Source organism: Pectobacterium cacticida (assembly GCF_036885195.1).
GTDB classification, from domain to species: Bacteria; Pseudomonadota; Gammaproteobacteria; order Enterobacterales; family Enterobacteriaceae; genus Pectobacterium; species Pectobacterium cacticida.
Window position 1 is genome coordinate 3,724,823 of the sequence record NZ_CP133656.1, and the last position, 13,114, is coordinate 3,737,936.

Sequence of the window (13,114 nt, forward strand, 5' to 3'; positions counted from 1 at the left end):
CGTCAGATATCCTCAGGGCGTAATGCCAGCCCGCCGGCGATCGCAAAGGCAGAAGGGAAACGTGGTAACGGCGGCTGCCAATGGCTAAATGCCGTTAATGGCGACCATGGTCGTAGTCGATCGCTGTTCTGACTGGATAAATCTGGCGAAACGCTTGAACAATAGACTACTTTATCGTCATCACAGTGATAGCGAGTCCTCACTACTGATAAGACATCCATTTCATCCTTCATCTCATCAAGGTGTATAACGCCTGAGCAAAAAGCGTGATCCCATGGGGACGTCCATAGCCACCCTTCTAACAATCGATGCAACAACAGCCCCTGTGCTTCAAGCCCGGCCAAATGCGCCATTCTGCGGAGCGCGCAGGTTGAAACCTCAATGACATCGGGACGCAGCCCCACGCTATTCAAGCACGTCAGCAAGATATCGATTTCCTGTCGGCGCGCTGCCGTCACCTGTAATCCCCCCGGATCCCGTGGGTCTTCCCGATAGTCTATCGCTAACGATTCACTACTTACCGGCAGCTTACGTGCCGCCTGGTTTTCAATATAGAGACTGCGCTCCGGCTCGCGCAAACGTGGATCCGGCATGGGTAGGCGCTGCTGTAAAATGCGTTGAACGGGAAACCCGACGCGTAACGAAATATGCTCTGGCAACCAACGACGCCATGTGCGCAAAGCCTCACAAAGCGCCTCGGTATGGTGTAGACTACCCGCGCGTAAGGTATCGTCCGGTAACGGACACTGCCACCAGTGGCGCAGCCGCCAGCCATCGCGGCGACGCTGAACTGCCAGCGCATGCATGAAGCCATTTTGTATATCTAATCCAATCCGCCAGATGTGATAAGCCATGTTCAACCCTATTTCCTTATCCAATAAACATATCCACAGTGCTGGCTTACCTTTATACTAGCGTCGAGTGTTTATAAACTGTCCAAACGCTACTGAATGGAAAATCCCAGGTGAAGTTCGTAAAGTATTTATTTATCCTTGCAGTCTCTTGCATTCTGCTGGGAGCTGCCTCGATTTACGGTTTGTACCGCTATATCGAACCCCAACTGCCCGATGTCACCGCGCTGAAAGACGTTCAACTGCAAACGCCTATGCAGGTCTACAGCGCCGATGGTGAACTGATCGCCCAATTTGGTGAAAAACGCCGTATCCCGCTCACGATGGCGCAAATTCCTCCTGATTTGGTACATGCTTTTATCGCGACCGAAGATAGCCGTTTTTACGAACACCACGGTGTCGATCCCATCGGGATTATCCGCGCTACGTCAATCGCGCTTACCTCTGGTCACGCGTCTCAGGGTGCGAGCACCATTACGCAGCAACTCGCCAGGAACTTTTTCCTGAGCCCGGAGCGCACCTTGAGTCGGAAGGTCAAAGAGGTGTTTTTGGCTATTCGCATTGAACAATTGCTCACTAAAGATGAAATCCTTGAACTCTATTTGAACAAGATTTATCTCGGCTATCGCGCCTATGGCGTCGGCGCGGCGGCACAGGTTTATTTTGGTCGCCCGGTTGACCAATTGACCCTCAGTGAAATGGCGATGATCGCTGGCTTGCCGAAAGCGCCATCAACGTTTAACCCGCTCTATTCGCATGATCGCGCCGTTGCTCGCCGCAACGTGGTACTTGCGCGGATGAGAGATGAAAACTACATCACACAGGCGCAATACGATACGGCCCGTAACGAAACGCTGGTCGCGAATTATCACGCGCCGAAGATTTCATTCTCTGCGCCTTATGTGGCGGAGATGGCTCGACAAGAGATGGTGAAACGTTACGGTGAAGACGCTTATAACGATGGTTATAAAGTTTACACGACCGTCAGCAAGAAATTACAAATGGCCGCGCAGGAAGCCCTGCGTAATAACGTCATGGCCTACGACATGCGCCACGGCTATCGCGGCCCAGGCAAAGTACTATGGAAAATCGGTGAAGGCGTATGGGATCGAGCAAAAATGCTTGCTGCCCTGAAAGCATTGCCAGTCTATGGCCCACTCTATCCCGCCATCGTCACCAGTACGACGGCAGACAATGCGATCGCTATTCTGTCTGACGGCAGCAACATTGCTTTGCCGATGGCGGGCATGCGCTGGGCGCGTCCATATCTCTCCGATACGCGCCAGGGGCCAACCCCGAAGCGCGTTACGGATGTGGTGCAAACCGGCCAGCAGATTTGGGTACGTAAAGTGAATAACGACTGGTGGCTGGCGCAGGTGCCAAACGTTAACTCGGCTATCGTTTCGCTCAACCCGAAAGATGGCGCAATAGAGGCGTTGGTCGGCGGTTTTGACTTTAACCAAAGTAAATTCAACCGTGCGACGCAGGCGCTACGCCAAATTGGTTCCAATATTAAGCCTTTCCTGTACACCGCGGCACTGGATAAAGGCTTAACGTTGGCCACAATTCTCAACGATGTCCCGATCACTCGCTGGGATGCCGGTGCGGGCTCGGACTGGCGGCCGAAAAATTCACCCGCCACTTACGACGGTCCAATTCGCCTACGTCAAGGACTCGGCCAGTCCAAAAATGTGGTAATGGTGCGGGCCATGCGAGCGATGGGAGTCGATTATGCGGCGGATTATCTGCAACGTTTCGGTTTCCCGGCACAGAATATCGTCCATACCGAATCGTTGGCGCTGGGAGCGGCCTCGTTTACACCGCTACAGGTCGTACGAGGTTATTCTGTTATCGCCAACGGCGGCTATCTGGTCGATCCCTATTTAATCACCAGGATTGAAAGCGAGACCGGTGGCACAGTCTTTACGGCTACACCGAAAGTGGTCTGCGATACCTGTAATCTACCCTTAGTGTATGGTGAGACGCCGCGTTCTCCGGTGTTAGCAGCCACTAACGTAGAGGATGTCGCGACCTCGCAAGAGGCGCCGCGTCAAGGTTTGCCACAGCCTGAATTGGAGCCCATAACGCCAGAGGCCGTACAGAAAAACGCCACACAACCCTACGCGCCGCACGTTATCAGCACACCGTTGGCGTTTCTGATTAAAGACGCATTGAACAGTAATATTTTTGGCGAACCGGGCTGGATGGGTACGGGCTGGCGTGCGGGACGTGATTTAAAACGTCGTGATATTGGCGGTAAAACCGGCACAACCAATAGCGCCAAAGACGCCTGGTTCTCTGGCTACGGGCCGAATCTGGTAACAACGGTTTGGATCGGCTTTGACGATCATCGCCGCAATTTGGGGGCCACCAGCGCGTCCGGCGTCATAAAAGATCAGATCTCCGGTTATGAAGGCGGCGCAAAATCGGCGCAACCCGCGTGGGATGACTTTATGAAAGTCGCGTTAGAGGGCGTACCGGAACAGCCACTGACACCGCCGCCGGGCATTGTTAGCGTGGTTATCGACCGCAGCACGGGCAAACTGTCTAACGGCGGTCCAAATAGCCGCACTGAGTACTTTATTGAGGGGACGCAACCGCAAGAATATGAGGTGCATGAAGTCGGCACGACGCTGATGGATAATGGACAAAGCGAAGAGTTATTCTAGCCAGTGCTTGCTGTGTTAAATGAAAACTCAATGATTTATCAGAGATAAGTAAGGCGCCGATTGGCGCCTTACTTTTATTATCCTTATCCGTTGTTTATTACCCATTATTGCGAAAAACCATGGCAACATATGATAGCGATAACCTAAATGGCGGTTAGTCGGCTCGGTTAGCGAGAGGTGCGGCGCAGCCAGTCATGGGCGAGAAACAATGCGCTAACATTCCGTGCTTCACGGAAATCGGGTTCTTGCAGTAGCGACATCATATTATCCACCGGCCAGCGAACTTGTGGCATCGGTTCCGGCTCATCCCCTTCCAGACTTTGCGGATATAGATCACGCGCCACCACAATATTCATTTGGCTGGAAAAATAGGAAGGCGCCATGGTTAACGTCGCCAACAGATCCAGTCGCTGTGCGCCAAAACCGACTTCCTCCATCAGCTCACGGTTGGCGGCTGAAAAAATCGTTTCTCCGGGATCGATCACGCCTTTGGGAAATCCTAACTCGTATTCTTCAATACCGACGGCATATTCACGGATTAATACCAGTGCATCCTCTAAGATCGGAACAATCATCACCGCTTGCCGACCACTCGATCGCATCCTTTCATAGACCCGACGTACCCCATTGCTAAACTCAAGATCGACGGCTTCTACATTAAACAAACGCGAACGCGCAACCGTTTCTACCTTGAGGATTTTAGGTTTTTGCAGGATATGGCTCATTGATCCCCCAGAGACTTACGACCCACACAGCGCCTTAATCCAACGTGCATGAAAAGCAACCTGCGTTGCAACCTAAAAATAACGTACGGTGGACAAGAAGGGATCGTAACTATTCTTTTGATTTAGATCACATTGTGCGTTAACAGCCACCGTTGCTGCAACTCTCGTAACGGAGAATTTACCTGGCAACAACAAACAGGGATACTAGCGCAATGACATCACGCCGCGGAAAATGAAGAGCGCAAAAATAAGAATATCCTCATTTAATCCATGTTTTTTGCTTGTTATCATCACAGCCTTATGCGGCGGATTTGACACATGATTATGTGATTAATCTGATAAAACAATGCCATACGGCATCATACGGGTTATTATCGATTGCATAATTTTGTTACACTTCGACGAAAACAGGGAGCCTTGCGTTTTGTAAGGGAGAGGACATGAGCACAATATTTACCCTATTGGCGATATTGCTTGCCTGTCTGTGCGGTGTTGTCGGTTATCGTATGCGTCACCGTTTCTTTTCCACCCCGGCATTATCCGTTTCACCCGCACAGCCTCGGCGGCTAACGGAAGATGAACGGATCGCGGTTGAACGTTATCTGGCGCAGGGAAACGACCTAAAAATTGAGCGCCGGAATGATGTTGCTACTGCGCAGTCAAGGCCACCCTTCTCCCTACTGAGTAATCGGGTTTACTCCATCACCCATACGATTACACGCTACGGCCTGAGTACCGATGCGCAAAATCAGTGGCGTTACTACATTGATACCCAAGAGATCCACCTGCCGCCTCGCTGGGAACAGTTCATTACCGAAAATAACACCGTCGAATTGATTAAGACGCGAACGATTCCGTTAGTGATTTCCCTGAACGGACATTCGCTTGCCGAGTGCATCGACGATAGAGCACCAGCTCTACTACCGCGCACGACGTCGGCCACGCCTGCATCTATCCGTCAGCAAAACAGTGAACATGCCGAATTGCTTACCATTCGTAAGGAAACGCGGGAAGAACATGCCGTACACCATTCCGGGAACATGAAGGAAACGGCCATACTCTGCCTGTCTTTCCTACTCTTATTTGTTAGCTTAAATAGCCCGATCGCCCTGCTCCCCTGGCTGATCGGTCTCGCCTTATTATTAGCGGGTTGGAGCCTGTGGCAACTTTTTCGTTCGCCCTCCACCAGAGAATTGCAAGATGTACACTGCCTCAGCGGTACGCCTCAGGGCTTGGGTTTGTTCGGAGAATCGAATCAAGGTCAGCTCGGCACTATTTCACTTGGTAATATTGACCTGATTTACCCCCCTCATTGGCAGCCCTATATCACACAGGAGCTAGGGCGCAAAACGAACATAGATATCTATCTTAACCGTCAGGTCATTCGCCAAGGGGAACATTTATCCCTCCACGATGAGGTGAAAAATTTCCCGTTACAGCGTTGGGGGAAAAATCTGCTTCTGGCTCTAGGTTCATTGCTAAGTCTGATTTTACTTATCGTAAACGTGCAGCTTGAACTGCCACTTAAGCTAAGCCTGGCCTGGCTCCAAGGGGCGCAGAACATTCAGGTCACGCAGGTCAGCGAGTTGGAAAAAATACCGCTTCACATTGGCGATTCACTCGTCGTTCGCGGCAAAGGTATGTGTTCTATTCCGACAGATATTCGCCCTGTTTCGGCGCCATCGCCTTATGCATTCAGTCCATTTGACTGTTCCGCGATTTATTGGAACAACGCCGTACCGTTGCCGTTACCAGAATCTGAAACGATCGAAAAAGCCACCGCGCTACTCAATTCAGTCAACCGCCAGCTCCATTCGCAAGCGGGTCAGGAAGCACAGATTAGTGCTCAACTAGCAACGACGATTCAGAAATCAGGGTTAATTCTGATGAAAAATTTCGCTGATGTCGTCCTGAAAACCCAAGATTTGTGCCAACAGGAAAACGATTGCATCCGGTTGAAGAACGCGCTGGTGAACCTCAGTAATGCCAAAAACTGGAGAGCGCTGGTCAGAAATGCCAATTCCGGCGCACTAAAAGGTATGAACGTCGTGCTGCCCGCGGTCAGTGCCGAGGCGCTGGAGTCATTGGTCAATAGTTCCGCCAATCAGTTCTTCTATCAAGAAATCAACAGCGCAGCAGATTTATTGAACAGCCCGCCTCCCGGCGGGTTCCTGATTCGCAGCGATGAAGGGCGTCAGTTAGTGAACCACGCCCTTCCTCCTAGGCCAATCAACGAGTACCTTCCCTCGGAGCAGTGGCAAGAACTCCAGCGACTCTCGGCTATGCTGTTGCACACCCCTTTTACAGCCACGGGCGTTATTACCCAGCTCAGCACCGATGCCAATGGGACACAGCGTATCAGCCTGCACAGCGAACCTGATGTTATTACCGTCTGGCGTTATCTCGGCAGTTGTCTACTGCTGTTGCTATTTTCCACAACATTTATCGTTAATGCCGTGCTAACCGGCGTTAAAATTCATAAGAGCCGTAAGCGAGCCGCCGACATCCAGCGTTATTACGCAGCTAGGTTCAATATGATGACCGATTCATTGCTGGACAACCGTACTTTATTGCCTCGCTAGTGGCTCCATTATCCCGCTAACGGCATCGTCCCCATTCTGCGGTTATGGTAATCTAGCGCGATCGGTTTCTCATCACTATTGCATCGCGCGTATCCTGCTTCATCCTCGCTACGGCGCGATGCGATATCTGGAGTCGTTTTGATCCCCCACATTAACTGGCGCAATATCGACACGGTGATACTAGACATGGATGGCACGCTGCTCGATCTGGCGTTTGACCGCTATTTCTGGCTTCAATGGGTGCCCCAATCGCTCAGTGAAAAACGTCATATCAGTCTGGAACAGGCACGCCGATTTATCGACCAAGAGTACCAGGCAGTTCAGCATACGCTAAACTGGTACTGTTTCGATTACTGGTCCGCGCGTCTCGATCTGGATATCTATCAAATGACGACAAATATCGGCCCCCGTGCCCGATTGCGTGATGATGCCATTCCGTTTTTAACGGCGTTGCGCGAATGCGGCAAGGCCACCATCCTATTGACCAATGCGCACCCGCATGGGCTGTCAGTGAAAATCGCCCATACCGGGCTGGACAGGCACCTTGATTTATTGCTTTCCACCCATACTTATGGGTATCCCAAAGAGAATCAGTGCTTGTGGCAGGCCGTACAACAGCAAACGGGCTTCGACCCCACCAGAACATTATTTGTGGATGATAGTGAACCGATTTTGAATGCGGCAAAAACGTTTGGCATTCACGACTGCCTGGGGGTGCGTAATCCCGATTCCGGTCAACAGGAGAAAGTCTTTCTGCAACATCCGTCAATAAATGATTATCTTGTGCTGCTACCCGCATTACGTCACGCAGCCGCATCAGGAGAGATTAATGATGAAAGCGACCGAACAAGCTGATGAGGTCGTCCGTTTAGATAAATGGTTGTGGGCTGCCCGTTTCTATAAAACCCGAGCTATGGCGCGCGAGATGATCGACGGCGGCAAAGTGCATTATAACGGGCAACGTGGTAAGCCAAGCAAACCCGTGGAACGGCATGCTGAGGTAAAATTGCGCCAGGGAAATGATGAGCGCACCGTGATCGTACTGGCCGTTAGTGGGCAGCGCAGGAGCGCGGCAGAGGCGCAGGCGCTGTATCAGGAAACGGCAGAAAGCATTGAGAAACGAGAAAAATTGGCGCAGGCGCGGAAAATGAACGCGCTAACGATGCCACACCCGGATCGCCGCCCTGATAAAAAAGAGCGACGCGATCTCATTAAATTTAAATACCGCGATCGGGAATAACGCCCCGCAGACTATTCGCAAATTACGCCACGGCATTGGCAGATAACTTGCCGACAATGGGGATGAAACCCGGCAGCCGCCGCGCCCCCTAGCGCCGAACAACGACGAGAAAATATTATGGTTCATGACCAGCTACATCGCTATTTGTTTGAAAATTATGCTGTTCGCGGTGAGTTAGTCACCGTTAGCGAAACGTATCAACATATTCTGACCCACCATGATTACCCAGCGGAAATTCAATCGCTACTGGGTGAAATGCTGGTGGCCACCAGCCTGTTGACGGCTACGCTGAAATTCAGTGGCGATATTACCGTACAGCTTCAAGGCGATGGCCCATTGAAATTGGCGGTGATTAATGGCGATCACCAGCAGCACATGCGCGGCGTGGCCCGTCTGCAAGGAGATATCGTACCGGGGAGTTCGCTGAAAGAGATGGTCGGCAATGGCTATCTGGTGATTACCATTACGCCGACCGACGGCGAACGCTATCAGGGCGTCGTCGGTTTAGAAGGTGACACCATTGCCGAGTGTCTGGAGAACTATTTCCAACAGTCAGAGCAATTGCCGACACGGTTGTTTATCCGAACCGGGCAACACGCGGGCGCGCCAGCTGCGGCCGGTATGCTGCTCCAGATATTGCCTGCTCAGGACGCCGATCGTCACGATTTTGAACACCTGGCACAGCTTACCGCTACCGTTAAGGCCGAAGAGCTCTTTAGCCTGCCAGCCAACGAGGTGCTGTATCGTCTCTACCATCAGGAAGAGGTGACCGTGTATGAGCCGCAAGCTGTCGAATTCCGCTGCCATTGTTCGCGCGATCGCTGCGCAGATGCCTTAATGACGCTGCCAGAGCAGGAAATCAATGAGATGATAGAGCAGGACGGCGAGATCGATATGCACTGTGACTATTGCGGTTCGCACTATCAGTTTAATTCGCTGGACATCCGCGCTATTCGCCAGGATGCCTCGGCTCATCAGCTACATTAACGCTTTTATGGGCACGATAGTGCCCATTTTCTTGTGCTTATTCACCCCCGACCAACCGGTGGACTGAGTCTCTTCCCACTTGAATAAGTAAAGTTATTAATGCATTTATTGCGTTTTATGATTGTTGTCCCGGTTAAAAAAAGCTCACTCCCTACAATGAGTAGTTGTATGACTCTAACCTGAGGAGTAGCGACATGCAGATCAACGGTATTACCCCGCAAGCGCTAGACGCGTATGGAATCCATGATGTCCGCGATATTGTCTACAACCCCAGCTATGAACGGCTTTTTAAAGAAGAGATCTCGCCTACCCTACAGGGCTATGAACGTGGCGTCGAAACCCAATTTGGGGCGGTAGCCGTTGATACCGGCATCTTTACCGGCCGTTCCCCGCAAGACAAATACATCGTGCGCGATGACGTCACCCGCGACACCGTATGGTGGTCCGACCAAGGCAAAGGGAAGAATGATAATCACCCCCTGAGCCAGGAAATCTGGACACACCTCAAGCGCCTCGTGACAACGCAGCTGTCCGGCAAACGCCTGTTCATTGTCGATGCCTTCTGCGGCGCCAATCCAGACAGCCGCCTCAGCGTGCGTTTTGTCACGGAAGTGGCCTGGCAGGCGCATTTCGTTAAAAACATGTTTATCCGCCCTAGCGAGGAAGAGTTGCAGGGCTTTACACCGGATTTCGTCGTGATGAACGGAGCAAAATGCACAAACCCTAACTGGAAAGAACAAGGGCTACACTCCGAGAACTTTGTCGCGTTCAACCTGACAGAACGAATTCAACTGATTGGCGGCACCTGGTACGGCGGCGAAATGAAAAAAGGGATGTTCTCCATTATGAACTACCTGCTGCCGCTGAAAGGCATCGCGTCAATGCATTGCTCGGCCAACGTCGGCGAAAAAGGCGATGTGGCGGTCTTCTTTGGTCTGTCAGGCACGGGGAAAACCACGCTGTCCACCGATCCAAAACGGCTGTTGATTGGCGATGACGAGCACGGTTGGGATGATGATGGCATCTTCAACTTCGAAGGCGGTTGCTACGCCAAAACCATTAACCTTTCTCAAGAAGCAGAACCGGATATCTACGGCGCAATCAAACGCGACGCACTGTTGGAAAATGTCACCGTGTTGGCCGATGGGACGGTCGATTTCAGCGATAACGCCAAGACCGAGAACACCCGCGTCTCTTACCCGATCTACCACATTCAGAATATCGTCAAACCCGTTTCTAAGGCAGGCCATGCGCGCAAAGTGATCTTCCTGACAGCCGATGCTTTCGGCGTATTGCCCCCCGTGGCCCGTCTGACATCCGACCAGACGCAGTATCACTTTCTGTCCGGCTTTACGGCAAAGTTGGCAGGAACGGAACGCGGCATAACGGAACCGACGCCGACCTTCTCCGCCTGCTTCGGCGCGGCATTCCTGATGCTGCACCCAACACAGTACGCTGAGGTGCTGGTAAAACGCATGAAGGCGGCGGGGGCGCAGGCTTATCTGGTGAATACGGGTTGGAATGGGAGCGGTAAACGCATCTCCATTAAGGATACGCGTGGCATTATTGACGCGATCCTGAACGGCAGTATAGAGGAGGCGGAAATGCAGACGCTACCGATCTTCGATTTGGCGATGCCAACCTCACTGCCGGGGGTAAATCCTGACATTCTCGACCCGCGCGCCACTTACGCCAGCGTCGAGCAGTGGCAAGAAAAAGCCGATAATTTGGCACAGCGCTTCATTGCTAACTTCGATCAATATACCGATACGCCAGCCGGCGCGGCGCTGGTAAACGCCGGGCCAAAGCGCTAAGACATCGAGAAACAACATCACAAAAAAGGCGCGAATCCCGCGCCCCTTATTATGTTGACCCTTTTACCGCCTCTTTATCCATCGCGGTGACGTCCGCTAACAGCGGCAGATAGGCGCGCACGCAAAGCCCGCCGCGTTCGCTGACGCCAACATCCAGCACACCATTGTGCGCATCAATAATACGTTGCACAATCGCCAGTCCCAACCCGGTTCCACTGGTGGTTCGTGCGCTGTCGCCACGCACAAACGGTTGAAATAAGTGCTGCAATTTATCGGGGGCAATACCTTCGCCATCATCTTCCACCTGAAACCAGACGCGCTGTAGTTCACATCCCGTACTGACTTTTATCCAGCCATTACCGTAACGCGCCGCATTGACGACCAAATTGAGCGCTGCGCGTTTTATCGAAAGGGAACTGACACGCACCCACAGCTCACCGCTTGCAAACTCGCTGTCTATCTGGCGCTCATAGCCGCTCTCCGATGCCACGACCTCGCCCATAATGGCGTTCAAATCGGCCACTTCCGTCTGCATTTCCTGACCGGTGCGCAGGTAGTCGAGAAACTGCTCAATAATCGCATTACACTCTTCAATATCCTTATTGATCGACTCCGCTAAATAGTCGTCTTCCTTGCCCATCATCTCGGTCGCCAGCCGAATACGCGTCAGCGGTGTACGGAGATCGTGACTAACGCCCGCCATTAACAACGTGCGATCGTCGGCCAACAGCTTCACGCCAGAGGCTATTTGATTAAAGGCACGTGTCACCGAGCGAACCTCGGAGGCGCCATATTCGCGTAGCGGCGGCGGAATAATGCCTTTACCGACCTGCAAAGCCGCGTGCTCCAGCTCGACCAAAGGCCGGTTTTGCACGCGGATAAATAGCCACGCGCCGCCAATCACCAGCAACATGATGGCCAACGTATAGCGAAAGAGCGGCGAGAAATCGCCTTGGTGAATTTCAGTTAAAGGGACACGTACCCAGATATCCGGCGACAACCAGGTTTTCAGCCACACCACTGGCGTATTTTTACTGACCTCAACCCGTACATCCGTTGGGCCGCCCAGTTGTTGCGCCATCTGGTCGCTCAGAAACTTATAGTGTTGCGCCCAGCGCAGGCCACTCTCCTCCGCCGCCGTATTGGTGTACAGCGAAATGCCCAGCTCACGATAAATTTCACGTCGGAACGCGGGCGGCACCTCAAGCGTGGAACCGTCTTCCAATTGCAGTCTGTCTGTCATCAGCATTCTCACTTCGTATGCCAGCACTTTATTGAATTGCTGCAAACTCGGTAAAATAGCGAAATTAAGCACGACCAGATAAGTAGTGACTAAACTGACAAACAATAGCGTGACAATCAGCAGCAGCGTCCGTGCAAATGCGCTACGCGGAGAAAAGCGCCATCGCCTCATGCCTTACTGCCGTCCGGAACAAACACGTAGCCAAGGCCCCATACGGTCTGAATGTAACGCGGGTGCGCCGGATCTTCTTCCACCATACGGCGCAAGCGGGAAATCTGTACATCGATGGAGCGTTCCATCGCGCTGTATTCGCGACCACGCGCCAGGTTCATCAATTTATCACGAGACAATGGTTCCCGTGGGTGACTCACCAACGCCTTAAGCACGGCAAATTCGCCGCTGGTCAGCGGCATCGGTTCATCATCGCGGAACATTTCGCGGGTGCCCAAATTCAGCTTGAACTTACCAAACGCAATAATGGCTTCTTCCTGTGACGGCGCGCCCGGCAATTCGTTTGCCTGGCGGCGCAACACAGCGCGGATGCGAGCCAGCAATTCGCGCGGGTTAAACGGTTTCGGGATGTAATCATCCGCACCGATTTCCAACCCGACAATACGATCCACCTCTTCCCCTTTCGCCGTGACCATGATGATCGGCATCGGGTTGCTCTGACTACGTAAACGGCGGCAGATAGAGAGCCCATCTTCGCCCGGCAGCATAAGATCCAACACCATGAGATGAAAGGATTCGCGGGTCAATAAACGATCCATCTGTTCTGCATTGGCTACGCTACGTACCTGAAAACCCTGTTCGGTCAGATAACGCTCTAAGAGCGCGCGTAAACGCATGTCGTCATCGACAACCAGAATTTTATAGTTTTCTTGCATTCTCTTTCTCCAAAGGCGTAATCGCGCCGACGCTGCTATTGTTCAGAAACACACGAATCACTGACAGTTGTTTCTGGTATATATTCTAGACGAAATTGTTACAAAGCATTTTAAAA

At 52.2% G+C, this 13,114-nt stretch carries 11 protein-coding genes; 6 read left to right on the plus strand and 5 right to left on the minus strand.

Annotated features, from left to right (window positions below; translation table 11 throughout):
* Positions 1–2 precede the first annotated feature (2 nt).
* Positions 3–854, minus strand: coding sequence for a type IV pilus biogenesis protein PilM (gene pilM / locus RFN81_RS16960; protein ID WP_264496926.1), 852 nt, complete (start codon positions 852–854; stop codon positions 3–5).
* A gap of 110 nt (positions 855–964) precedes the next feature.
* Between pilM and mrcA the strand changes: the two genes are divergently transcribed.
* Positions 965–3,520, plus strand: a complete 2,556-nt coding sequence (gene mrcA / locus RFN81_RS16965; protein WP_264496927.1) for a peptidoglycan glycosyltransferase/peptidoglycan DD-transpeptidase MrcA — start codon at positions 965–967, stop codon at positions 3,518–3,520.
* A gap of 167 nt (positions 3,521–3,687) precedes the next feature.
* Here the strand turns inward: mrcA and nudE are convergent, their stop codons facing one another.
* Entirely contained in the window at positions 3,688–4,245 is a 558-nt protein-coding gene (gene nudE / locus RFN81_RS16970; protein ID WP_264496928.1) for an ADP compounds hydrolase NudE, read from the minus strand.
* A 440-nt stretch (positions 4,246–4,685) separates the two neighbouring features.
* On the opposite strand from nudE, the gene RFN81_RS16975 reads away from it, so the two are divergent.
* The gene (locus tag RFN81_RS16975; RefSeq protein ID WP_264496929.1) at positions 4,686–6,827 is read left to right on the plus strand and encodes an intracellular growth attenuator family protein; all 2,142 of its coding nucleotides are present in this window, start codon (positions 4,686–4,688) and stop codon (positions 6,825–6,827) included.
* 8 nt (positions 6,828–6,835) lie between these two features.
* On the opposite strand, the gene RFN81_RS16980 is transcribed toward RFN81_RS16975, so the two are convergent.
* Positions 6,836–7,015 (minus strand): hypothetical protein, encoded by a 180-nt coding sequence (locus RFN81_RS16980; protein ID WP_264499050.1) that lies wholly within the window; start codon positions 7,013–7,015, stop codon positions 6,836–6,838.
* Between RFN81_RS16980 and yrfG the strand changes: the two genes are divergently transcribed.
* The 4 genes from yrfG (at position 6,966) to pckA (ending at position 10,868) form a co-directional block, all read left to right on the plus strand.
* Positions 6,966–7,682 (plus strand): GMP/IMP nucleotidase, encoded by a 717-nt coding sequence (gene yrfG / locus RFN81_RS16985; RefSeq protein ID WP_264496930.1) that lies wholly within the window; start codon positions 6,966–6,968, stop codon positions 7,680–7,682. The genes RFN81_RS16980 and yrfG overlap by 50 nt on opposite strands.
* Complete coding sequence (gene hslR / locus RFN81_RS16990; protein WP_264496931.1) at positions 7,657–8,067, plus strand: ribosome-associated heat shock protein Hsp15; 411 nt, start codon at positions 7,657–7,659, stop codon at positions 8,065–8,067. Before yrfG ends, hslR begins: the two co-directional genes overlap by 26 nt.
* 117 nt (positions 8,068–8,184) lie before the next feature.
* Positions 8,185–9,054: an Hsp33 family molecular chaperone HslO gene (gene hslO, locus RFN81_RS16995; RefSeq protein ID WP_264496932.1), complete on the plus strand. Its 870-nt coding sequence runs from the start codon at positions 8,185–8,187 to the stop codon at positions 9,052–9,054.
* Between the two features lie 194 nt (positions 9,055–9,248).
* A complete protein-coding gene (gene pckA / locus RFN81_RS17000; RefSeq protein WP_264496933.1) occupies positions 9,249–10,868 on the plus strand; it encodes a phosphoenolpyruvate carboxykinase (ATP) in 1,620 nt (539 codons plus the stop codon).
* Positions 10,869–10,917: 49 nt separating this feature from the next.
* Here the strand turns inward: pckA and envZ are convergent, their stop codons facing one another.
* Together envZ and ompR are read right to left on the minus strand one after the other, a co-directional pair.
* Positions 10,918–12,282, minus strand: coding sequence for a two-component system sensor histidine kinase EnvZ (gene envZ, locus RFN81_RS17005; RefSeq protein ID WP_264496934.1), 1,365 nt, complete (start codon positions 12,280–12,282; stop codon positions 10,918–10,920).
* Entirely contained in the window at positions 12,279–12,998 is a 720-nt protein-coding gene (gene ompR, locus RFN81_RS17010) for a two-component system response regulator OmpR (protein WP_005969424.1), read from the minus strand. The genes envZ and ompR overlap by 4 nt, the downstream gene beginning before the upstream one ends.
* Positions 12,999–13,114: the final 116 nt, after the last annotated feature.